Genomic DNA, 23,252 nt, shown 5'->3' on the forward strand with positions numbered 1-23,252 from the left:
GAGATGAGCATGGCTAATCCGCATCTGAAATTCGCCTCGCAGGCCGTCGCCAAACCCTACTTCGTGTTTGCCCTGATGCTGTTCCTCGGGCAGGTGCTGTTCGGTTTGATCATGGGCTTGCAATACGTGGTCGGCGACTTCCTGTTCCCGCTGATCCCTTTCAACGTGGCCCGCATGGTCCACACCAACCTGCTGATCGTCTGGCTGCTGTTCGGCTTCATGGGCGCGGCGTATTACCTGATCCCGGAGGAGGCCGATCGCGAACTGCACAGCCCGAAACTGGCACTGTTGCTGTTCTGGGTATTCGCCGCCGCAGGCGTGGCGACGATCCTGGGCTACCTCTCGGTACCTTATGCGACGCTGGCGAAGTTCACCGGCAATGACTTGCTGCCAACCATGGGGCGGGAGTTCCTGGAGCAGCCGACGATCACCAAGATGGGCATCGTCGTGGTGTGCCTGGGGTTCCTCTACAACATCGGCATGACCTTGCTCAAAGGTCGCAAGACCACCGTCAGCATGGTGATGATGACCGGCCTGATCGGCCTGGCGGTGTTCTTCCTGTTCTCCTTCTACAACCCGGAAAACCTCGCCCGCGACAAGTTCTACTGGTGGTGGGTGGTGCATCTTTGGGTGGAAGGCGTCTGGGAATTGATCATGGGTTCGATGCTTGCCTTCGTCCTGATCAAGATCACCGGCGTGGACCGGGAAGTGGTGGAAAAATGGCTCTACGTGATCATCGCCATGGCACTGATCACCGGCATCATCGGCACCGGTCACCACTTCTTCTGGATCGGCGCGCCGGAGGTCTGGCTGTGGGTCGGTTCGATCTTCTCGGCGATGGAACCGCTGCCGTTCCTGGCGATGGTGGTCTTCGCTTTCAGCATGGTAAAAAACCGCCGTCGGCATCACCCGAACCGCGCCGCGACCTTGTGGGCCAAGGGCACCACCGTCACCGCGTTCTTCGGCGCAGGGGTCTGGGGTTTCCTGCACACCCTGGCGCCGGTCAACTACTACACCCACGGTTCGCAACTGACCGCGGCCCACGGTCACCTGGCCTTCTACGGTGCCTACGCGATGATCGTGATGACGCTGATCAGCTACGCCATGCCACGCTTGCGCGGCTTGGGCGAAGCGGCGGACGAACGTTCCCAGCGGCTGGAGATCTGGGGCTTCTGGTTGATGACCCTGTCGATGGTGATGATCACCTTGTTCCTCACCGCGGCCGGTGTCGTCCAGGTCTGGTTGCAACGTTGGATGGAGGATGGCAGTGCCTTGCCGTTCATGGCGACGATGGATCATCTGAAGCCGCTGTTCTGGGCGCGACTGGTCAGCGGCGTCGGGTTCCTGGCCGGGCTGCTCTGCTACCTGTTCAGCTTCCGTCAACGTGGCCGCGCGGCCCTGCGTGCACCGGCGGCGGTGGTGCCTTCTTGAAAGGCCACCGCTGAACTCGTGGCGAGAGAGCTTTTGTGGCGAGGGAGCTTGCTCCCGCTGGGCTGCGCAGCAGACCCTTTTTGACGGGCGCTTCGCACCCAAGCGGGAGCAAGCTCCCTCGCCACAAAAGCAGTATGAGCCAGTCTCTTCACTGCAATGGGTTGATAGGAGAGTAACCATGGCATTCACCCTGGAGCTGGAAGAATGGGTCGGCAGTGTCTGGCACCGTTTCATCACCCGCCGGGCCAGCGCCGATTTTCCGGAGGCACGGGTCGAACTGGTCCCGCGGCAACGCTCGCTGCAGGTGTTGTTTCGGGCCACCGGCGGTGCGCCGCACCTGGGGCTGGAAGCGGTCAGTGACCGCGACCTGCTGCTGCGGCGCAACCTGATGCAGCAGATCGCCGGCACCTGCAAGCAAGTGCCCCTGGCCTGGTGCGACGGCGACAATCTGCGCTTGCCGGCGAGCCTGGCGGCGTTCCCCGATGTCGAGCTCAACCAAGAGTTGTATCGCTGGCTGGCCTTGCTGGCCGCGCAGTCGGGACCGATGAAGCATTGGGGTCGGGACAATCAGCGCTGGACCCTGGCGGTGTTGAAGCGCTACCCGGCGCTGCGCCCGCGCTACCGGCGACTGGTGGACGCGCACCTGTCCCTGCGCCCCGATCCGGCGACGCTCAACCCGGCCGAAGCCGCTTTGGAGCGGGCGTTGTGCCAAGCCTTGCGCGAACCGGGCAGCGTCGAACATTTTCCCCGCAGCGAGCGGGCCGCCTGGCCGTTGCCACTGTGGCTCTACCCACCCCAACACCTGGCCAATCCCCAGGCCGCCAACCTCGAGGAGTCCGAGCAATACCTGGCGACACCGCCCGGCGAACAACAGGGCGGCCGCAAGCGCGCCGAGCGAATCGATGACACCAGCCGTGACGGTGGCCTGCTGATCGTGCGCCTGGAAAACCTGTTCAGCTGGACCGAACATGTCGACCTGGATCGCTGGGCGGATGACCGCGAAGACCCGGACGCCGCTCGCGTCGCCGAGGACTTGGATCAGTTGACGCTTTCCCGCACCCGCGTGCGCAAGGGCGGTGGCTTGAAGCTGCACCTGGACCTGCCTCCGGCCGATGTGGACGACATCCCGTTGGGCGCGGGCATCCTGTTGCCGGAATGGGATTATCGCAAGCAACGCCTGCAGGACGACTTCGTCAGCCTGCAAACGTTCACCCCCCGCGATTGTCAGCCGCAGCCGCTGCCGGCACGCTTGCGAAGCTCGGCCCAGCGCCTGCGTCGCCAGTTCGAACACTTGCGCAACGACCGCCAATGGTTGCGCCAGCAAACCCAAGGCTCGGAACTGGACCTGCAAGCCTGGCTGGATTTTCACGTCGAGCGCCAACATGGCCAATGCAGCGAACGCGGACTGTTCATGGACCAGCGCCAGACTCGCCGCGACCTGGCCTGCCTGCTGCTGGCCGACCTGTCGATGTCCACCGATGCCCACCTCAATGACGAGCACCGGGTGATCGACGTGATCCGCGACAGCCTGTTGCTGTTCGGTGAAACTCTGTCGGTGCTGGGGGATGACTTCGCGTTGTACGGGTTCTCGTCCCTGCGTCGCCAGCAGGTGCGCCTGCATGAACTCAAGGCCTTCAACCAGCGCTACGACGATCACACTCGCGGACGGATCCAGGGCCTCAAGCCCGGTTACTACACGCGCATGGGCGCAGCGATTCGCCAGGCCACGCAACGGCTGGCGGGCTGCAAGCGCCGGCGCAAATTGTTGTTGCTGCTCAGTGACGGCAAGCCCAACGACCTGGACCTTTACGAAGGACGCTACGGTGTGGAAGACACCCGCCAGGCAGTGCTGGAAGCCCGGCGCCAAGGGTTGACGCCGTTCTGCATCACCATCGACCGCGAAGCGGGGGATTACCTGCCGTACATGTTCGGGGCCAACGGCTACACCTTGATTCGCCAGCCCGAGCAACTGCCGCTGCGTCTACCGCAGTTGTACCGGCAATTGACTCAGGATTGAGGGTTCAGGCGATGCTGCGAGGCAGCCAGAAGAACATGACGATGCAGAAGATCGTCAAGCCGACACAGAACCAGGTGAAGCGCCGCAGCCGACGCTCGCCGGCCATCGCTGCTTCGGCGGGCAGGGGCATGCCGCACTGGCGACATTCGGTCGCATCGGCGGGATGGGCCTGTTGGCAATACAGGCAAGTGGGCTGCGTGCTCATTCGAATTGTTCCAGGCGCAGGCGATCGAGAATGGCGATCTGGCGACCGTCCTGGGTGATGATCTTTTCATCGATCAGGCGCCGGATGATCCGTGAAAAGGTTTCCGGCTGGATGGACAAGTGCCCGGCGATCAACTGCTTGGCCATCGGCAGTTCGAACTGACTGTCGACGGTTTGCAGGCGCACCAGTTGCGTCAACAGATAGCGCACCACGCGGTGCGTGGCGTTTTTCAGCGACAGGGTTTCAATCTCGTTGACCCGTTGGTGCAAACGCACGCAGAGCTTGCCGAGCAGGGCGAAGGTCAGCCGGCTGTTGCTTTGCAGCAGACGCATGTAGGTGGCGTTGGACAGCCGATATAGCTGGGTCGGGCCGACGGCTTCGGCGGACGCGACGTAGTTGGGCGTGTCCATCAACATCATGGCTTCGGCGAAGGTCTGGCGCTCGCCAATCACTTCGAAGACTTTTTCCTGGCCGTCCGGGGTCAGCCGGTAGATTTTCACCGCGCCGGAAATCACGAAGTAAAACGCCTGCGCCGGCTCTCCCTGACGGAACAGCGGATCGCCCCTGTCGATGCTCAGCAGTTGGCTGTTGCTCATCAATTCGTCGAGCTGTTCTTCGTTCAACGGCTCGAACAGATGATGGCTGCGCAGAATCTGGTGATGGACGCGGTGGAGCACCATGGCGTGGAATCCTTGTAAAGGCGAAAGAGGTGATCGGGGTCAGACCAGGCTCAGGGACAGGCCGCTGGCAAGCGCCACGACGCAGGTGAGCACGACGAACCAGGTGAGCGGCAGGACGACGGATTTCATGGAGGACCCCGGCAAAGAAAGGTGATGCCGTGCCTGAGCAAGAGCCGGGCCAGGCTTGGGGGCTTTGATTCATGGGGCGTTGGGGCTGGGTAGGGTAGAAATGACCCTGGGTCAACAGGGTAAAAATAACCGCGAAAGGGTCTTAAATACCCCGTTCAGCTACAGTCCCTGTGGGAGCACCATGCGGTACACATGAAAAATGATGGGCCTGTGGCGAGGGAGCTTGCTCCCGCTCGGCTGCGAAGCAGTCGTAAATCGGCGGGTGCGGAGTGTCTGATGCTCTGCATTTGGCGGCTTTAGGGGCCGCTTCGCGGCCCAGCGGGAGCAAGCTCCCTCGCCACAGGTCCACCATGTCCCCGGACCAAACAGTCTATTGAACAGCATTACTGAACTCCAACACTGACCCACTTCGGCAAGCCCCTTGCAAGTGCCTGTTCGAGGTGATGCGCTGGCTTGATCTGAGACAAGGCCGGCCGGCGTCGATAGCCGATCATTCGAACCCTGGTTTGTCGTCCCTCGCTGGCTGTCTGGCGAGGCAAAGGAGTGGTGTATGCAAGTGCTTGACCGTCGCAAGGCCATGGCCATCGCGCCGCTGTGGCGCCTGGCGTTTCGGCCGTTTTTTCTGGCCGGTTGTGTGTTGGCGTTGTTGGCCGTTCCTTTCTGGCTCGCGGCGTTTACCGGGCGGTTGTCGGCCTGGCAGCCGGCCGGCGGCTGGTTGGCCTGGCACCGGCATGAGCTGTTATTCGGTTTCGGCTTGGCGATCATCGCCGGGTTCCTGCTGACCGCGGTGCAAACCTGGACCGGCATCCCGGGGCTCAGCGGCAAGCGCCTGGCAACGCTGGCGTTGTTGTGGCTGGGCGCGCGGCTCGCCTGGCTGGTCGATGCGCCTTGGCCGTTGCTGGCGCTGCTGGAGTTGGGTTTTGCCCTGGCGGTCGCGGTGTTGATGGGCGTGATGTTGTGGCGCGTGCGGCAGAAGCGCAATTACCCGATTGTGCTGGTGTTGCTGCTGTTGGCCGCCGCCGACGGGTTATCCGTGTACGGCCTGGTGCAGCACAACGAGGGCTTGCAGCGCCAGAGTGTGCTCACCGGCCTGTGGCTGGTGGCGGCCATGATGGGCTTGATTGGCGGCCGCGTGATTCCATTCTTTACCCAGCGCGGCCTCGGTCGGGTCGAAGGCGTGGCCCCTTGGCCGTGGCTTGATCGCCTGTTGCTGGCGGGTGCGGCGCTGGTGGCGTTGTTGTATGCCTTCGGCCCGGCTCTGGCGGCCAGCGTCTGGGTTGGCCTGTTGTTCGCCGCGTTGGCGGCGGGGCACGGGATTCGACTGGTGCGTTGGCATGATCGGAATTTGTGGAGGGTGCCACTGCTGTGGTCGTTGCACCTGGCCTACGCTTGGCTGGCGGTGGCCTGCCTGGGCATGGCGCTGTGGCATTTCGGTGTGCCGGTGAGCCCGAGCCTGGCGGTGCACAGCCTGACCATCGGCGCCATGGCCGGTTTGATCCTGGCGATGATTGCCCGTGTCAGCCTGGGCCATACCGGGCGCCCCCTGGAGCCACCGGCGGGCATGACCCTGGCATTCATCCTGCTGAACCTGGCGTGCCTGAGCCGCGTGCTGTTGGTGCTGCTGTTGCCGTTGGCCGGGCTGTGGCTGGCGGCGCTGTGCTGGACGTTGGCGTTCGGTCTCTACGCCTGGCGCTATGGGCCGATGCTGTTGAAGGCCCGGGTGGATGGGCATCCGGGATGAGCCGGTTGGGCAGAGGGAATCGATAATGTACGGGGTCTTGCTGGTCACGCACCTGTTGGCGGCCATCGCCTTCATTGGCACGCTGTTTTTCGAGGTGTTCATCTGGCATGCCGCGCGCGGGCCTTTGACGCAGATCGTCAGGGACGGCGCTGACCAGGCGATCGCCCAGCGCTCGCGGCATGTGCTGCATGGCGTGGTGCTGGTGTTGTACGGCGCCGGCATGGCCCTGGCCTGGCAGCATCGCGGCGCATTGAGCCAGCCGTGGAGCAACAGCTTCGGTCTGTTGCTGAGCCTGAAGATTCTGTTGGCGCTGAGCATCATCGGGCACTACCTGTGGCTGGCGTACTGGCTCAAGAGCGGACGCCTGACACCCAGCCGCGCCTGCTGGCTGCGGCGCGGTATCCTGGGGCACATGGTGCTGATCGTGGTGTTGGCGAAGGCGATGTTCTATTGGCAGTTTTGAGCAGAAGAGACAGCACTGAACCTCTGTGGGAGCGGGCTTGCTCGCGAAGGCGGCGTGTCAGTCAACATCAATACTGACTGATCCACCGTCTTCGCGAGCAAGCCCGCTCCCACAGGTGTGGTGTGCTGTTTGAGGTTAGTGAGCAGCCTTCATCGCATTGACGAACAACACATTGTTCTCCAGATGGATGTGCTGCATCAGGTCATCACGAAACTCCACCAGCCCGCGGTACAGGGCGCGCCAGGTGTTGCAGGCGTCGGAGGGTGGGGTGATCTGGTCGGTCAGGGCCAGCATGGTTTCCAGGGCGTCGCCGTGCTGGTCGTGTTCGTAGCGCAGTACCTGGATCGGCGCCGAGGCGCGTTCGCCCAGGCCTTGTTGCAGCATCGGGAACAGCACCTGTTCCTCCTTGAGCATGTGGCCTTCGAGTTCCTGATACATGTCCTGCAAGTGATCGGCCAGGCCGTTGGGGCAACTGGCCCGGGCGCCATGGACCGTCTCGACGCGCCGGGCCAGGCGGATCAGTTCCGGCAGTTGTTCGCGATGACGCGCGTGGTAGCGTTCCAGGATATGGGCGATCAACAATGCCTGGGGCTCGTTGCGCCAGTCATGGCCCAGCTCCCCGGCCGCTTGCAGGGTGCTGAGGGCGTCGGCGATCAGCAACGGATTCAAGCCTTTGCCCAGCGCCGCTTCGCGCAAGGATTTTTGCCCACCGCAACAGAAGTCGAGGTTGTAATGATGGAAGGTACGGGTTGCACCAGGAATGTCGCAGGCCAGTTGGCCGAGGCTTTGTTCCAGCAGATCGAGGTTCATCATGTTTCCTTGGGTTGAATCCCGGGAGGGACAGATGAGCGCTTCTTTGCAGCCGGCATGCCAGATTCAACTGATTGAAAACAAAGCACTAAATTATTGACAGGGTGATTGTCACCCTGACTGTGAAGGGTCAAACGAACCCTGGAGGGTCATCACTACCATGCTGCGTGAAAGCCTGGCCGCCGACCTGATCGTCGAGCTGCCCAATGCGGTGCGATTGCAGCGCCTGGTGCAGACCCTGCGCGAGTACTTCAACAGTGGCGCCGTGGGGCTGCTGCGCCTGGACGACGACAGCCTCAGGCCCGTGGCTACCGTGGGCCTGGTCCACGAAGCGCTGGGCCGGCGTTTCGTGATCGCCCAGCATCCGCGCCTGGCGGCGATCATGGCCTCGCGCGAACCCACTTGGTTCGAGCCGGACAGCCGTTTGCCCGATCCGTATGACGGCTTGCTCGACCACCACGTCGGCGAGCCGCTGCCGGTGCATGACTGCATGGGCGTGAGCCTGTACGTGGAAGGTCGGCTCTGGGGCGCGATCACCCTGGATGCGCTGCACGCCGGCACCTTCGACAGCCGCGCCCGGGAGGAACTCAAGCGTTGTACGTTGCAGATCGAGGCGGCGGTGCGCGTCACCCGTCTCGAACAGGAAAACCGTAGCCTGCGGGCATCGCGCAGCGATCCGGCCGACCTGCGCCTGCCAGCCGAGGAGGGTGAGATCCTTGGGCGCAGCGAAGGCTTGCAGCAATTGCTGAACGAGCTGGATGTGCTGGCCGACTCCGAACTGCCAGTGCTGTTGCTGGGCGAGACTGGCGTGGGCAAGGAGTTGTTTGCCCGGCGACTGCATCGCCTGTCCCGGCGCGGCCACAAGCCATTGGTGCAGGTCAACTGCGCGGCGTTGCCCGAATCCCTGGCCGAAAGCGAGTTGTTCGGCCACGTCAAAGGCGCGTTTTCCGGGGCGACCACCGACCGCGCCGGACGCTTCGATGCGGCCAATGGCGGCACGCTGTTTCTCGATGAGGTCGGTGAGTTGCCGTTGAGCGTGCAGGCCAAGTTGCTGCGCACCTTGCAGAACGGCGAGATCCAGCGCCTGGGGGCGGACAAGCCGCTGCACGTCGATGTGCGGATCATCGCCGCCACCAACCGGCATTTGCCCGACAGCATTCGCGATGGGCTGTTTCGCGCCGACCTGTACCACCGGCTTTCGGTCTACCCGGTGCCGATCCCGCCGCTGCGTGAGCGCGGCCACGATGTGTTGATGCTGGCCGGGCACTTCCTCGAACTGAACCGCACGCGCCTGGGCTTGCGTGGCTTGCGCCTGTCACCGGCGGCCGAACAGGCGTTGCTGGCGTACAGCTGGCCCGGCAATGTGCGGGAGCTGGAGCATGTCATCAGCCGCGCGGCGTTGAAGCAACTGAGTCGTGGCGCCAGTCGCAGCCTGATCATGACCCTGGAGCCGCAGGTGCTGGACCTGGATGTCAATGCCAGCAGCAGCTCTGCACAGACGCTGCCGGAACAGGCCCTGCAAGCGTTGGAAGCGCCCGTGCAGCCCTTGAGCGAGGCGGTCGATGGTTGCCAGCGCCAGGCGATCCTCAAGGCCTTGGAACGTTGCGGGCAGAACTGGGCGGGGGCGGCGCGGTTGTTGGAGGTTGACCCGAGCAACTTGCATAAGCTGGCGCGGCGGTTGGGGCTCAAGTAGCGGCAGACCGGGTTGCCGCCTTCGCGAGCAAGCCCGCTCCCACATTGGATCTGTGATCGTCTTCAGTTTCCTGATCCCCCCAATCCCCTGTGGGAGCGGGCTTGCTCGCGAAGAGGCCGGCACATTCACCGCAAGAGCCCGCATTGACAACGATCAAGGCCCGCCACCGCAGTCGACTCCACACTGGCCCAAAACCACAGTGGAGATCCCCCTCATGCCTCTTTCCCTGGCCAAGATGCGCCGCCAGTACACCCGCGATGGCCTGGACGAAGCCCAGGCATCAGACGATCCCCTGACCCTGTTCGCGCTCTGGATGCAACAGGCCCGCGATACCGAAAGTCCGCCCGTGGAAGCCAACGCCATGGCCCTGGCGACGGTGGACGCCCAGGGCCGGCCTCACTGCCGGGTGTTGTTGCTCAAGGGGTTCGACGCCCAGGGCTTTTCGTTTTTCGGCAACTACGACAGCCTCAAGGGCCAGGACCTGGCGGCCAATCCCTGGGCCGCCATGACGTTTTTCTGGCCGGGGCTGGAACGGCAAGTACGCATCGAAGGACCGGTCCACAAGCTTGATCCTGCGCTGTCGGATGCCTATTTCGAATCCCGTTCCGTAGGCAGTCGCCTGGGGGCCTGGGCGTCGCCACAAAGCCGTCCATTGCCGGATCGGGCCGCGCTGGAAACCTTGCTCACGCAGACTGAACGACGCTTCGCCGATCAGCCTGTGCGGCGCCCTGGGCATTGGGGCGGCTATTGCCTGCAACCGCAGCGGCTGGAGTTCTGGCAGGGCCGCGCCGACCGTTTGCATGACCGTCTCGACTACCGCCTGCAGGATGGCGCCTGGCAGCGCAGCCGCCTGGCACCCTGACGCCAAGGGAGGTACCTCCAAGGAGGAATAGGCCCGGCAACGATTGCGGTTCAGGCTGGGCCATCTTTTCTGACAGGACGGCTGATCATGGCCCATCTGACGCAACGCCACTTTCAACCGCTGAACATCGCGGTCCTCACCATCAGCGACACCCGCACCTTTGACACCGACACCTCGGGCCAGACCCTGGCGGACCTGCTGCAAACCGCCGGGCACGCGCTCATTGACCGGGGGCTGGTGAAGGACGATATCTACCAGATCCGCGCCCAGGTCTCCCAATGGATCGCCGACCCCAAGGTCCAGGTGGTGTTGATGACCGGCGGCACCGGGTTCACCCCGCGTGACAACACCCCCCAAGCGGTGGCGCCACTGCTGGACAAACACGTCGACGGTTTCGGCGAGTTGTTCCGCCAGGTGTCGCTGGCGGAGATCGGCATGTCCACCCTGCAATCGCGCGCCTTGGCGGGCATGAGCAACGGTGTGCTGGTGTGTTGCTTGCCAGGTTCGCCGGGAGCTTGTCGGACCGGTTGGGAGCAGATCCTCGCCGGGCAATTGGATAGCCGCACCGGCCCGTGCAATTTCACTCCGCACCTCAAGCCCCAGGGCGGCATCGCCCCGACGGCGTGCGAGACGCGCTCGTGAGCGGCCGGGTGTGCGACAGCTGCGTGCTGATGCCGGTGGATGAAGCGATCCGGCATCTGCTCGACCAGGCGCCGCCGCCACCGCCCGTGCAACGGGTCGCCCTGGACCAGGCCCTGGCGCGTGTGCTGGCTGCTGACATTATCTGCCCGATGAACCTGCCGGCCTGGGACAACAGCGCGATGGACGGCTATGCCCTGCGGGCCGCTGACCTGCCGGTGGAGGGCGGCCACCTGCTGTTGGCCGGGCGCATCGCCGCCGGTGACCAGCCGGGCGAGACGTTGCAGGCCGGGCAGGCCGTGCGGATTTTTACCGGCGCGCCGCTGCCACCGGGTGCCGACACGGTGGTGCCACAGGAAAGCTGTCGCGTCGATGGCGAGCGAGTCTGGTTGCCGTCGGTCAACGGCGGTGATCATGTTCGCAAGGAAGGCGAGGAGCTGCGTCGAGGCGACCGGCTGCTCGAAGCCGGCACGCGCTTGCGTGCCCAGGAGTTGGGGTTGCTCGCCGGTGCCGGCGTCGGCCAGGTGGACGTTTTTCGCCCCCTGCAAGTGGGCTTGCTCAGCAGCGGCGATGAGCTCCGCGAACCGGGCGAGCCACTGGCGCCAGGACAGATCTACAACAGCAATCGCCACAGCCTCGCCGCGCTGTTGCGCGGCTGGGGTGTCGAGGTGCATGACTTCGGGGTCATGCCCGATCGGCTATTGGCCAGTCGACAGGCATTGCGCCTGGCCGCAGCCGAATGCGATGTGCTGATCACCTCGGGCGGTGTCTCGGTGGGTGAAGAGGATCACCTCAAGCACGCTATCGAAACCTTGGGCAGCATTGACCTCTGGCGCCTGGCGATCCAGCCGGGCAAGCCCCTGGCCTTTGGCGATGTGGAAGGCAAGCCTTGGATAGGACTGCCAGGCAACCCGTCGGCGGCATTGATTACCGCGTTGATCGTCGTGCGACCGTTCCTGTTCCGGGCCCAGGGCATGAACGATGTCCTGCCGGTGCCGTTGCAGGTACCGGCCGGGTTCGACTGGCTCAAGCGCAACCGTCGCCGGCAATACCTGCGAGCCCGATTGGTTGCAGGCATAGATGGCCAGTTGTGTGTCGAACTGCATCCCCAGCAAAGTTCAGCGATGCTGACCGCCGCCTGTTGGGCCGATGGCCTGGCTGTGGTCGAGCGTGAGGCGCTGGTGCACAAGCACGACCGGGTGCTGTATCTGCCGTTCGCGAGCCTGATGCATTGACGGCAATTGATTGCCGTCAAGGTCGCCGCCGGCTGGCTGGCTAGACTGGCGGCGCCCTTAGTTTTCTCACGAGGTTGCCCCATGCAACTGGTTTGCCCGGCAGGGAATCTGCCTGCCCTCAAAGCGGCGGTGCGCCAAGGCGCCGATGCCGTCTATGTTGGCTTTCGCGATGACACCAATGCCCGGCACTTCGCCGGGCTGAACATGGACGACAAACAGTTCGATGCGGCTGTCGCACATATCCGCCAGCACCAACGCAAGCTCTACGTGGCGGTCAATACCTACCCGCAACCCAAGGGTTGGGAGCGCTGGCAACGGGCCGTGGACCGTGCCGCCGATTTCGGCGTGGATGCCCTGATCGCCGCCGACCCCGGCGTGCTCAGCTACGCCAGCCAGCGCCATCCTCGGTTGGCGCTGCACCTTTCCGTACAGGGCTCGGCCACACACGCAGCCGCCCTGGCTTTTTACGCCCAGCGCTACGACATCCGCCGTGCGGTACTGCCGCGGGTGCTGTCCCTGGCCCAGGTGCGGCAGGTGGCGGCGGGCAGCCCAGTGCCGATCGAAGTCTTCGGCTTCGGCAGCCTGTGCATCATGGCCGAGGGCCGTTGTCATTTGTCTTCCTACATCACCGGCGAATCGCCGAACCTGTGCGGCGTCTGTTCGCCCGCCAAGGCCGTACGCTGGAGCGAAGACGCCCAAGGCTTGAGCGCGCGCTTGAGCGAAGTTCTGATCGACCGCTACACCCCTGAAGAACCGGCCGGTTATCCGACCCTGTGCAAAGGCCGCTTCCTGGTCGGCGGCAAGCGTTTCCACGCCCTGGAAGAACCCACCAGCCTCGACACCCTCGACCTGCTGCCGGAACTGACGGCCATCGGCGTTGAAGCGGTGAAGATCGAAGGGCGCCAACGCAGCCCGGCCTACGTCGAGCAAGTGACCCGGGTCTGGCGCGCCGCACTGGACGCCCACCAGGCCGCGCCGCAACGGTTCCGCGTGCGGGAAGAATGGCGCCAGGTGTTGGCCGGTTTGTCCGAAGGCAGCCAGACCACCCTGGGTGCCTACCATCGATCATGGCAATGAAGGAGGCCAGATGAAACTCAGCCTGGGACCGGTCCTGTTTTACTGGGACAAAGCGCAACTGGGGAATTTCTACGCCGAGATGTCGGCCTTGCCGCTGGACGTGATTTACCTGGGGGAAACCGTGTGTTCGAAACGCCGGGCGTTCTCCCTGGATCAGTGGCTGGGGTTGGCGCGCGAGCTGCAAGCGTGCGGCCAGGCACAGATTGTGTTGTCGAGCCTGACGCTGATCGAAGCGGCCTCGGAGCTTTCTTCGCTGCGACGCCTGTGTGACAACGGCCAATTGTTGGTAGAAGCCAACGACATGGGCGCGGTGCAGTTCATGGCCGAACGCAAGCTGCCTTTCGTTGGCGGCCCGGCGCTGAACTTGTACAACGGCCACGCCCTGGGGCAATTACTCGACAGCGGCATGATCCGCTGGGTGCCGCCCGTGGAGTGCTCGGCGGCGCTGATCGGTGACGTGCTGGAGCAAGTGCGGGACATGGGCCGTGAAGTGCCCGAAGTGGAGATTTTTTCCTATGGTCATCTGCCCCTGGCGTACTCGGCGCGCTGCTTTACCGCCCGGGCCGAGAACCGACCCAAGGACGACTGCCAGTTCTGCTGCATCAACTACCCCGACGGCCTGGCATTGAGCAGCCAGGAAGGCCAACAGTTGTTCACCCTCAACGGCATCCAGACGATGTCCGGCGAGGTCACGAACCTGCTGGCCGATTACACCGCGCTGCAGGCCTGTGGTGCCGACGTCCTGCGCCTGAGCCCGCGCGCCCAGGGCATGGCCGAAGTGGTCACGGCTTTCGACAAGGTTCGCCAGGGCGAAGCACCGCCGTTGTTCGTGGAAGGATGCAATGGTTACTGGCACGGCCATGCCGGCATGTTGAAGGTAGAGGAGGCGGGCCTGTGTTGAGTCCGAAGAAGTGGGTGCTCAAAGGTGCTGATCGCTTGCTGCCGCTGGTGGGCAAGGTGCCGTTCGTGGTGCAGCGACTGGCGTTGCAGCAGGCGCTCAATCGCTGCCTGGCCGAGCCGCTGCGCGACGGTGGTTTCGATGTACTGCGTGGGCGTTGGTTGTGCCTGCGCGTGCCTGACCTGAAGTTATGCTGGTACCTGACCCTGGCCCGGGATGGATTGCGCATCGCCGAACGGGCCGAGGCCCAGGTCACCATCAGCGGCAACTGGCGCGAGTTCCTGTTGCTGGCCAGCCGTCAGGAGGATCCGGATACGTTGTTCTTCCGTCGCCGGTTGGTGATTGAAGGGGATACCGAGTTGGGGCTGGCGTTGAAGAATTTGATCGACAGTCTTGATCCGGACGTCCTGCCGCCTTGGCTCTGGCGCAATCTGGAGCGGGCAGGGAAGGGGTTGGCGGCGGTCTGAGAGGTTGAGTTGCTGTGATCGACGCAGATCCAGTGTATGGCTTGCCTGCGATATAGGTGGCCTCATAGCCGGCCTGGCTCTTGCGGATGTACCCCATCCATGTGGGAGCCGAGCTTGCTCGCGATGGCGGCCTGACAGCCGACCTGTCTCTTGCGGATGTACACAGATCTCCTGCGGAGCTGCGGCTGTGATCTTTTGATCTTGGTACGGCGAGGCACGTCAGTGCGCAAACGCTTTAGGGTATTTGTCCAGATAGGCATCATTGAGCTGCGTATCCTGGGAACGCATGAAAGTTTTAAAGTCGGGTACCAGAAAGACCAGCAAAGACAACAGCAGTACCATGGCGCCCAGCAGCGTGATTGTCAGTGCAACCCCCAAAGAGGCGATCAGGGTGTTCATCGCGAAACTGCCCAAGGGGCTGGCCGCCGCAGACAGAAATGAAACTGTGGCAAAAATCCGATTGCGATGGAGCTTTGGCGTTGCCAGCAACCTCACAGCGGAGGTGGGGATGTTAATCAACATCAGGCCGACGCCGCCGCAGAAAAAGGCCGCGGGCACGATGAACGACGATGAAACGGTCCCGACCACTACAAGGTTGCACCCCAGCAATGCGAAACCAGCGGACACACACATGTCACGGGGGACCCGATCGGATAACCAGCCGATGATCTTGTAACTGCCCGCCAGAATGCCCAGCCCGAAGCACGAATCCAGAAGACCGATGTAAGTGACTGGGTATTGGATGATGTCCTTTACATACAATGGGATCAGGATGGTGAAGAACGGAAACAGGGCAAAGTTGATCAGCATTGCAATGATGGCCAGGTAAAATTCGACTTTCACTCCGTAAACTACTTTGAAGCCGGAATAGATCATGCTAAAGCCGCTGGCACCCGGGGCTTTTTCGCCTTGGTCAGTGGCGCCGATGGGGCTCGGGATGGTCGCGATCAACGCCCCGGCGATGAGAATTGCAAAAAAATCGGCGGCAAAGGCGAACGTGATACCGAATCCGTAAATCAACCCGCTGGCCAGTACCGGTCCCAGCAGAATGGAAAAGGACGACATCACGCTTTTGGTCCGAAAGGCCAGGGAGACTTTATCGTCGTCTGCAAACAAAGGAATGATCGACGCCTGGAGAGGGTCGCGTACGCCGACAATCGAACTGCTGATCATCATCAGCGCGCCAACCGTCCAGGGGTTGAACGATCCCGTGGCGGACAGCACCACCATCAACAGCGCTGCTAGCAGGCTGATCCATGAGGCCAGCTTGATGATCAGGATTTTGTTGTACTTGTCCCCCAGCCATCCCAGCAGGGGTTTGGCTAACACCTCCGTCGCGATGGAACAGGCAATCATGTTGGCGAAATAGAGCGCAGAGCCTGTTTCCTGCAAGGCCCACCAGGCCACCGCCAGTTGATTGCACCTTCCCCCGAGAACCATCAACAAAAAGCTGAACTGCACTTTCAGAAGACGCCGGTCGATGCCGGGAAAGCCCCACGTAATGCCTGAAAAATTTGCATTCATTGACGTACCTTTGATCCACCGGAATTCCAATACGGTCCTACCAAGTTGTGTCGGTCACTCGGGTAATACCCAGGCGTGGGCTATATCGTTGACGATGATTTTTTGCAGGTGGTGGAGATCGCGCCAACTGAATATTACTTTCAAGATGTTGCGGCTTTACATCATCGCGAAGAGGTGGCGATTTTTCTGAAATGTTAGTCGTGCTGGTTGTGGGAATGAGCTTACTGATCCTTAGGAAAGGTATGTTGTTGTCGCAGGATGGATCTTGGAAGTTTCTGTAAGTTATTTCTGAAATATATTAAGTTCTTGGCGCGTTGTCTCAGACAAGATTAGGTTTGCAGTATCAGTTGAGCTGATTTCAAAAAAATTGAATCGAAGCAAGTGCGTTCTAACTGACATACGGCGGCTACAGGTTTTAGGACCGCTTCGCGGTCCAGCGGGAGCAAGCTCCCTCGCCACAGGTTTTGGTGTTCGACACTAGAACCTGTTCGCCTTCTCAAGCCGTCTCGGTGGCTTCGATCATCTGGCTTTCAATCAGCCGCTTGATCTCCTCAAACAACTCGTCACTCTGCTCCTCGGTACAATCCTCGCCGTTGCGTTTGCGCAAACCGTGGTGACTGAAGATCAGATGCACATCGGCGTGCAAGTCGTGCTGGTTCAGGCAGCTTTCGACGCATTGCAGCGGGCAGCCATCCAGCGCCAGGATTCGCCGTCCCGAGCGCGCTTTTTTGACCAGCGCTGCCACATGTCCGCCGACCCCGACGATGCAGGACATTTCGGCCAGGCCGCTGCGATCCAGGCGCAGGGCCAGGGTATTGGCCAACTGCGCGACATTCGAGCAGCCGGAGCAGGAGTAGACCAAGGGAAGGCTTGAATCGGACATGAGGGTTCTTCTCTGATAGACGCTGCCAGTGTGCGAGGCCGGCAATAGCACGCCTTGACCATGGTCAAATCTGAGACTGGCTCGGCTACTGTTGGTAAGCAGTCAGCTCTTCTTCAGCTAGGATACGAATGTTGCGCCGCTCCATAGCAATCAACCCCCCATCCACCAACCGATGAAGAATCCGCGAAAACGTTTCCGGCTGAATCCCCAGCTTGGAAGCCACCAGCCGCTTCGACACCTGCAACACCACCTGACCATCCCTTGGATCTCGCTCCTGCAACAGGAAATTGATCACCCGCCGACTGGCACTGGCCAAGGTCAAGTTATCGATATCCTTGAGCCGCTGGTGCAAATGGATACTCATGCTCGCCAGGATCGCCAGGCAAACCTTGGGCTGGTCCTCCAGGGCCTTGCGATAATGCGTGCCCTCGATACTCACCAGCACGCTGTCCTTGATCGCCGACGCACTGACCGGGTAGCAACGGGCCTGGCTGAACAGCAGGGCCTCGGCAAAGGTCTGCCCGGGCTGGATGATTTCCACCAGGTTTTCCTGGCCCTCGCCGGTGACCCGGAACAGCTTGATCTGGCCACTGACCAGCAAGAAAAAACGCTTGGCCGGATCGCCCTGGTGCATGAGCGTGCTGTTGCAGGCCAGGCGCTTGAGCACGGCCAGGTTGCAGACGTCCTCGAATACCCGCTCCGGCAATTGGCTGAACAGGTGATGACGACGCAACAGTAAAACGATGGAAGGGTGGGTCAGCATGGCGTACCTCCGCGTGCCGTCATGGTAGAGCCCAAATCGCAGTCGGCCTATGCCTCGGCAGGCCTACCTCGGAAGAGGGAGGGGGAGCGGCCATGCCAGTCAAATCAATGCCTGCAGAACACAGATCCTGTGGCGAGGGAGCTTGCTCCCGCTGGGCTGCGTAGCAGGCCCCAAAAAAACAGGGCCGCTGCGCGCCCCAGCGGGAGCAAGCTCCCTCGCCACAGGTTGTGTGTTTATTCATGGCCCCCAACCAGGGCTAGCCCGCCCCGCGCAAATGCTCCATCGCCCACACCGCCGCTTCCACCCGCGAACGCAAGCCGAGCTTGTGCAGCAGGTTCTTCACATGGACCTTGACCGTGCCTTCGGTGATGCCCAGCTTGTGGCCGATGACCTTGTTGCTGTAGCCGCCGGCGATGGTCTTGAGGACCTGGCGTTCGCGTTCGGTCAGTTCCACGTCGGCCTGGCGCGGTGGCGAGCGCAGGGCCTGGGCCATGACGCGGGTCAGGCCGGGGCTGATCACCAGGGCGCCGTTGAGGGCGTCGCGGATGTACTGGATCAGCAGCTCCGGTTCCATGTCCTTGAGCAAGTAGCCGTTGGCGTCCAGGCGCAGGGCATCGCGGATGTCGTCCTCGGCATCGGACACGGTGAACAGCAGCACCTTGCCGGTGTAGTGCATGGCGCGCAGGCGGCGCAGGGTCTCGATGCCGTTCATCTGCGGCATGTTGTTGTCCAGCAGCACCAGGTCGGGCTGGAGCGGTTCGATCAGGCTCAGGGCTTCTTCGCCGTGGCTGGCTTCGCCGACGATGTGCAAATCGTCTTCGAGCTCAAGCATCTGGCGGATCCCGCGACGCATCATCGGGTGATCGTCGACCAGGAGCAGGGTGTGGCGCAGGGGGGCGTTCATGTCGCGAGGCCTTCGGTGGGGTGGCTCAGGAATTCCGGTTGGAAATGCACCTGGATACGGGTGCCCTGGGGTGTACGTGAATGAATCTGCAGTTGGCCCTGCAGGCTGCGGGCCCGTTCGTTCATGATGTTCAGGCCATGGTGCTCGCGCTGGTCGACCTCGCCGCTGAAACCACGGCCATCGTCTTCGATCGACAACCGCACGGTCTCGCCTTCCTGGCGCAGTTCGAGCCAGGCGTTTTCGGCATGGGCATGGCGCAGGCAGTTGGACAGGGCCTCGCGGGTGATCTGCAGGATGTGGATCTGTTCGCTGGCCGACAGCTCGAAGGCCAGGGTGTCGATGAACAGGTGCACCTGGAAATCCCCGCGGTTGGAGAATTCCTCGGCGGTGTCCTTGAGTTCCTGGACCAGGCCGTCATCACGGATCTGCAGGCGGAAGGTGGTGAGCAGCTCACGTAATTGCCGATAAGCGTTGTTCAGCCCCTCGCGCAGCTCGCCGGTGACAGTCTCCAGGGTCTGCACCGGTTCGCCGCGACGCATCAGGGTCTGCATGCGGCTGACTTGCAGTTTCATGTACGACAAGGCCTGGGCCAGGGAGTCGTGCAGCTCCCGGGCGATGATCGTGCGCTCGTCGAGCAGCAGCAGGCGATGGTCCTGTTCGCGCTGGCGCTTGAGGGACAGCGAGGTGCCGATCAGGTTGGCCAGGGCCTGGATCAACGCGGTTTCCCAGGGTTGCGCCGCGTGGCCATCGACGAAATGCGCCTTGAGCTCACCCAGTTCGGTGCCCTGGTTGCTGATGCTGAAGGCCTGTGGGCGCGCGGCGTTGTGTTTGTGGCAACTGGCGCAATCGCTGCTGGCGCAAACCTGGCGGCTGGCGGCGCCGTGCAAGGCCAGCAGGTGCTTGGCCGGGGCCTGCAATTGTCCTTGCAGGCACAACGTCAGGCGCAGGCCGGGCAGGCGCTGCTGGAAGCGTCGGATCAATTCATCCAGGCCTTCGGCATTGGCCTGGCGCGTCGCCAGGCTGCGACTGCTCTGGTAGAGCAATTCGAGGGCGGCATTGGCCTGTTGCAGGTTCAGGGTCTTTTGTTGCACCTGGGCTTCCAGGGTGCGGTGGGACTGTTCGATGGTCTCGGCCATGGTGTTGAAACTGGTCGCCAACTGGCCCAGTTCATCCTCGGACTGATGGTTGACCCGCACCTGGAATTCGCCACGACGAAAGCGCTGGGTGGCGTCCACCAGTTCCTGCAAGGGCGTGACCACGCCGTACTGCAACTCATACAGGCCGATCAGCAGGATGATCATGGTGCTGAACAGCGCGATGCCCTGGATCGCCTGCTGCCAGCCTTGTTTGTGTTCGCTCTGGCGTTGCAGCAGGGTGACGAACTGGTCCAGCTGCTCCACGAAAGAGCTGGCGCTGCTTTGGAAAAACGCTGAGTCGCCACGTTCGATGGCCGGACGCAAGGTCTGGTTCCAGCGCTGCATGAGGTCGCGATAGCTCTTGTGCAAGGAGGTTTCCGGCCCGTCTTCCAGCACGGCGCGCAGGGCCGGGCTGTCGAGGCGTTGTTGCAGGCTGGCGATGATCGCCGGGATGTCGTCGTTGACCCCAGCCGCCAGTTTCCAGCTCAGGTGGTAGGTTTCCATGCGCACGGAACCGGCGGTGTTGATGGCGGCAGCGTCGCCCTGGCTGAACCAGGCGATCAAGCCGGCGCTCAAGGAACTGGCCAGGGCCAGGATGGCGATCAGGATCACCGCCAGCCCGGCGCGAGCGGGCAGGGAACTGCGCAGCCAACGCATCATTGACGCGGGCCTGCGGGGCAAAACGTTGAAGCGAGCATAGCGGGCGCCCTGGACCTGGGGGTGTAGCAGCCGATCCTGGGCGCACTACCTCTAAAGAGTTGTCGGCCGTTCCGTTTCCATAAAAGCCTCGGCCAACGTCATCAAGATATTGATAAACAAAGGGTTTGATCGATATCCAGGACTACCTCCTTGGAGGTAGACGGGCCAAGCATAGGCCTGTACCGCCCCGGGGCACGTTGACCCAGGTCAAGTTTTCGCAGGGTTCGTATCACTAGGCTGCGCTCATCGAACTGACGGAGTGCCTCGTAATGCGAGCACAAGTGCAACAAGGGCTGGTACTAGGGATGAGTACCTTGGCCTTCACCGTGTGCTTCATGGTCTGGATGATGTTTGCCGTGCTCGGCGTTCCGATCAAGGAATTGCTGGCCCTCAACGAAACCCAATTTGGCCTGTTGGCCGCCACGCCGGTACTCACCGGTTCTCTGGTACGTTTGCCCCTGGGGCTTCTGACCGACCGCTTTGGCGGACGGATCGTGTTCTTCCTGCTGATGCTCGCCTGCGTGTTGCCGCTGTACCTGATCACCCTCGCCACGGCCTATTGGCAGTTCCTGGTGCTGGGCCTGTTCGTCGGCCTGGCCGGCGGCTCGTTCTCGGTGGGCATCGCCTACGTCGCCAAATGGTTCGATAAGCAGAACCAGGGTTTCGCCATGGGCGTGTTCGGTGCGGGCAACGCCGGTGCGGCGGTGACCAAGTTCCTCGCCCCGGCGCTGATCGCGTTCGGAACCTGGCACCTGGTGCCGAAGGTGTTCAGCGCGATCCTGTTCATCACGGCATTACTGTTCTGGTTTCTCACCGCCGAGAAAAAAGAACACCGCAGTGCCGGCGGCGCCACGTTGCGTGAGCAACTCAAGTCACTGAAAGATCCTGCGGTGTGGCGCTACTGCCAGTACTACTCGATCGTGTTCGGCGGCTACGTGGCCTTGGCGTTGTGGATGACCAAGTACTACGTGCAGGAATACGGCTTCAGCCTGCAAAGCGCGGCGCTGTTGGCGGCGTGTTTTTCCTTGCCCGGTGGCGTGCTGCGGGCCGTCGGTGGCTGGATGTCCGACCGTTGGGGCGCCCAGAGCGTGACCTGGTGGGTGCTGTGGGTGAGTTGGATCTGCCTGTTCCTGCTGTCCTATCCGCAAACCCAGCTGCAAGTGCAAACCGTCAACGGCATCGTTGATTTTCACATCGGCCTCAACGCCACGCTGTTCACCGTGCTGCTGTTCGTGATGGGCATCGCCTTCGCGTTCGGCAAGGCCTCGGTCTTCAAGTACATCGCCAACGACTACCCGCAGAACATGGGCGCGGTGTCCGGCATCGTCGGCCTGGCCGGCGGCCTGGGTGGTTTCGTGCTGCCGATCATGTTTGGCGCCCTGGTGGACCTCACCGGCGTGCGCTCGTCCTGCTTCATGTTGCTGTACGGCGTGGTCTGGGTCTCGTTGATCTGGATGTACCTGAGCGAAGTGCGCAAGCGCCCGCTGCTGGGTAAACAACCGCCGGCCAGCCAATCCCCGTTTTCCAGCATTGCCCAAGGAGAAGAACATGTCCGTTCTGCAAACGCCTGAAAAGGGCCCGGTCATTCATGACTGGCGCCCGGAAGACCCGGCCTTCTGGGGCCGCAGCGGCAAACAGACCGCCCGGCGCAACCTGTGGATCTCCATCCCGGCGCTGCTGTTGGCCTTCGCCGTGTGGATGGTCTGGAGCACGGTGATCGTGCGCCTGAACGCCATCGGCTTCAGCTTCAGCACCGACCAGCTGTTCTGGCTGGCGGCGCTGCCGGGGCTGTCTGGCGCGACCTTGCGCATCTTCTACTCGTTCATGGTGCCGATCTTCGGTGGCCGTCGTTGGACCGCGCTGAGCACCGCGTCGTTGCTGATACCGGCGTTGTGGATGGGCTTCGCGGTGCAGGATTCGGCCACGCCTTATAGCGTGTTCGTGCTGATCGCATTGCTCTGCGGTTTCGGCGGCGGCAACTTCGCCTCGAGCATGTCCAACATCAGCTTCTTCTACCCGAAATCCCAACAGGGCACCGCCCTGGGCCTGAACGCCGGGCTGGGCAACCTGGGTGTGTCGGTGATGCAGTTCAGCGTGCCGCTGGTGATTTCCTTCGGTGTGTTCGGCTTCATGGGCGGCCAACCCCAAGTGCTGGCCGATGGCAGCTCGCTGTGGTTGCAGAACGCCGGTTTCATCTGGGTGCCGTTCATCCTCGCCGTGACCCTGATTGCCTGGTTCGGCATGAACGATTTGTCCAGCGCCCGGGCTTCGTTCAGCGAACAGGCGGTGATTTTCAAGCGCAAGCACAACTGGCTGATGTGCTGGTTGTACCTGGCGACCTTCGGCTCCTTCATCGGTTTCTCCGCCGCGTTCCCGCTGCTGATCAAGACCTCGTTTCCTGAAGTGATCGCGTTGAAATTCGCCTTCCTCGGTCCGCTGGTGGGCGCCTTGGTGCGGCCGCTGGGCGGCTGGCTGGCGGACAAGCTCGGCGGTGCGAAAGTCACCCTGTGGAACTTCGTGTTGATGATCGTGATGGTGTTCGGCGTCTTGCACTTTCTGCCTAAGGGCGGCGAGGGCGGCAGCTTCTACGGCTTCCTGGGCATGTTCATGTTGCTGTTCATCACCACCGGCGTGGGCAACGGTTCGACCTTCCGCATGATCCCGGTGATCTTCCGCACCCTGCATGAGAAAGCCGCCCTGGGCAAAAAGCCCGAGCAGCGCGAGCAGGCCCTGAAGAATGCCGGCAAGGAATCGGCTGCCGTGCTGGGCTTCAGCTCGGCCATGGGCGCCTTCGGAGCCTTCTTCATCCCCAAATCCTTCGGCACTTCGATGGCCCTGACCGGCGGCCCGGAGATGGCCTTCTACATGTTCGTCGGCTTCTACCTGAGCTGCATCGTGGTGACCTGGTGGTGGTACGCCCGCAAAGGCGCGGCGACCCCCTGCTAGACGAATTCAACTATTGCGTGGGCGGGGCGCAGACCCCGCGGAGCAAGCCT

At 62.5% G+C, this 23,252-nt stretch carries 21 protein-coding genes; 13 read left to right on the forward strand and 8 right to left on the reverse strand.

Annotation, left to right across the window (positions count from 1 at the left end):
• The first annotated feature begins 3 nt into the window (after positions 1-3).
• Positions 4-1,431, forward strand: coding sequence for a cbb3-type cytochrome c oxidase subunit I (locus HU767_RS08480; RefSeq protein WP_186705766.1), 1,428 nt, complete (start codon positions 4-6; stop codon positions 1,429-1,431).
• Between the two features lie 178 nt (positions 1,432-1,609).
• Complete coding sequence (locus HU767_RS08485; protein WP_186729262.1) at positions 1,610-3,448, forward strand: VWA domain-containing protein; 1,839 nt, start codon at positions 1,610-1,612, stop codon at positions 3,446-3,448.
• 4 nt (positions 3,449-3,452) lie between these two features.
• On the opposite strand, the gene HU767_RS08490 is transcribed toward HU767_RS08485, so the two are convergent.
• Positions 3,453-3,653 carry a protein DnrP gene (locus tag HU767_RS08490; RefSeq protein ID WP_186729263.1) on the reverse strand — a complete coding sequence of 67 codons (201 nt, stop codon included), beginning with the start codon at positions 3,651-3,653 and terminating at the stop codon, positions 3,453-3,455.
• On the reverse strand, positions 3,650-4,333 hold the full coding sequence (locus tag HU767_RS08495; RefSeq protein WP_186705769.1) for a Crp/Fnr family transcriptional regulator: 684 nt from the start codon (positions 4,331-4,333) through the stop codon (positions 3,650-3,652). The genes HU767_RS08490 and HU767_RS08495 overlap by 4 nt, the downstream gene beginning before the upstream one ends.
• Positions 4,334-5,012: 679 nt before the next feature.
• On the opposite strand from HU767_RS08495, the gene HU767_RS08500 reads away from it, so the two are divergent.
• Entirely contained in the window at positions 5,013-6,203 is a 1,191-nt protein-coding gene (locus HU767_RS08500; RefSeq protein ID WP_186705770.1) for an NnrS family protein, read from the forward strand.
• A gap of 25 nt (positions 6,204-6,228) precedes the next feature.
• Positions 6,229-6,666, forward strand: a complete 438-nt coding sequence (locus HU767_RS08505; protein WP_186705771.1) for a hypothetical protein — start codon at positions 6,229-6,231, stop codon at positions 6,664-6,666.
• A gap of 135 nt (positions 6,667-6,801) precedes the next feature.
• On the opposite strand, the gene ytfE is transcribed toward HU767_RS08505, so the two are convergent.
• Complete coding sequence (gene ytfE, locus HU767_RS08510; RefSeq protein WP_186705772.1) at positions 6,802-7,476, reverse strand: iron-sulfur cluster repair protein YtfE; 675 nt, start codon at positions 7,474-7,476, stop codon at positions 6,802-6,804.
• A gap of 160 nt (positions 7,477-7,636) precedes the next feature.
• Here ytfE and norR point away from each other — a divergent pair, with 160 nt between their 5' ends.
• The 7 genes from norR to HU767_RS08545 all read left to right on the forward strand — a co-directional run bounded on the left by norR (position 7,637) and on the right by HU767_RS08545 (position 14,347).
• Entirely contained in the window at positions 7,637-9,169 is a 1,533-nt protein-coding gene (gene norR, locus HU767_RS08515) for a nitric oxide reductase transcriptional regulator NorR (protein WP_186705773.1), read from the forward strand.
• Between the two features lie 214 nt (positions 9,170-9,383).
• Positions 9,384-10,031 (forward strand): pyridoxamine 5'-phosphate oxidase, encoded by a 648-nt coding sequence (pdxH, locus tag HU767_RS08520; RefSeq protein WP_186729264.1) that lies wholly within the window; start codon positions 9,384-9,386, stop codon positions 10,029-10,031.
• 87 nt (positions 10,032-10,118) lie between these two features.
• Positions 10,119-10,673 carry a molybdenum cofactor biosynthesis protein B gene (gene moaB, locus HU767_RS08525; protein ID WP_186729265.1) on the forward strand — a complete coding sequence of 185 codons (555 nt, stop codon included), beginning with the start codon at positions 10,119-10,121 and terminating at the stop codon, positions 10,671-10,673.
• Positions 10,670-11,905, forward strand: a complete 1,236-nt coding sequence (glp, locus tag HU767_RS08530) for a gephyrin-like molybdotransferase Glp (RefSeq protein ID WP_186729266.1) — start codon at positions 10,670-10,672, stop codon at positions 11,903-11,905. The genes moaB and glp overlap by 4 nt, the downstream gene beginning before the upstream one ends.
• 81 nt (positions 11,906-11,986) lie before the next feature.
• Complete coding sequence (locus HU767_RS08535) at positions 11,987-12,982, forward strand: peptidase U32 family protein (RefSeq protein ID WP_053119545.1); 996 nt, start codon at positions 11,987-11,989, stop codon at positions 12,980-12,982.
• A gap of 10 nt (positions 12,983-12,992) precedes the next feature.
• On the forward strand, positions 12,993-13,883 hold the full coding sequence (locus HU767_RS08540; protein ID WP_186705777.1) for a U32 family peptidase: 891 nt from the start codon (positions 12,993-12,995) through the stop codon (positions 13,881-13,883).
• The gene (locus HU767_RS08545; protein ID WP_060742091.1) at positions 13,877-14,347 is read left to right on the forward strand and encodes an SCP2 sterol-binding domain-containing protein; all 471 of its coding nucleotides are present in this window, start codon (positions 13,877-13,879) and stop codon (positions 14,345-14,347) included. The genes HU767_RS08540 and HU767_RS08545 overlap by 7 nt, the downstream gene beginning before the upstream one ends.
• 219 nt (positions 14,348-14,566) lie before the next feature.
• On the opposite strand, the gene HU767_RS08550 is transcribed toward HU767_RS08545, so the two are convergent.
• From HU767_RS08550 to HU767_RS08570, 5 genes are all read right to left on the reverse strand, one after another.
• The gene (locus HU767_RS08550) at positions 14,567-15,871 is read right to left on the reverse strand and encodes an MFS transporter (RefSeq protein WP_186729267.1); all 1,305 of its coding nucleotides are present in this window, start codon (positions 15,869-15,871) and stop codon (positions 14,567-14,569) included.
• A gap of 496 nt (positions 15,872-16,367) precedes the next feature.
• Complete coding sequence (locus HU767_RS08555; protein WP_186729268.1) at positions 16,368-16,754, reverse strand: putative zinc-binding protein; 387 nt, start codon at positions 16,752-16,754, stop codon at positions 16,368-16,370.
• Positions 16,755-16,839: 85 nt separating this feature from the next.
• Entirely contained in the window at positions 16,840-17,517 is a 678-nt protein-coding gene (locus HU767_RS08560) for a Crp/Fnr family transcriptional regulator (protein ID WP_186729269.1), read from the reverse strand.
• Positions 17,518-17,773: 256 nt separating this feature from the next.
• Positions 17,774-18,421, reverse strand: coding sequence for a two-component system response regulator NarL (narL, locus tag HU767_RS08565; RefSeq protein ID WP_186705780.1), 648 nt, complete (start codon positions 18,419-18,421; stop codon positions 17,774-17,776).
• Entirely contained in the window at positions 18,418-20,217 is a 1,800-nt protein-coding gene (locus HU767_RS08570; RefSeq protein ID WP_186729270.1) for a HAMP domain-containing protein, read from the reverse strand. The genes narL and HU767_RS08570 overlap by 4 nt, the downstream gene beginning before the upstream one ends.
• Before the next feature lie 308 nt (positions 20,218-20,525).
• Here HU767_RS08570 and HU767_RS08575 point away from each other — a divergent pair, with 308 nt between their 5' ends.
• Positions 20,526-21,827: a nitrate/nitrite transporter gene (locus HU767_RS08575; RefSeq protein WP_186705782.1), complete on the forward strand. Its 1,302-nt coding sequence runs from the start codon at positions 20,526-20,528 to the stop codon at positions 21,825-21,827.
• Positions 21,805-23,202: a NarK family nitrate/nitrite MFS transporter gene (locus HU767_RS08580; protein ID WP_186729271.1), complete on the forward strand. Its 1,398-nt coding sequence runs from the start codon at positions 21,805-21,807 to the stop codon at positions 23,200-23,202. The genes HU767_RS08575 and HU767_RS08580 overlap by 23 nt, the downstream gene beginning before the upstream one ends.
• Positions 23,203-23,252 lie beyond the last annotated feature (50 nt).

It is taken from the genome of Pseudomonas sp. SWRI179 (assembly GCF_014268705.1).
Taxonomy (GTDB): Bacteria; Pseudomonadota; Gammaproteobacteria; order Pseudomonadales; family Pseudomonadaceae; genus Aquipseudomonas; species Aquipseudomonas zanjanensis.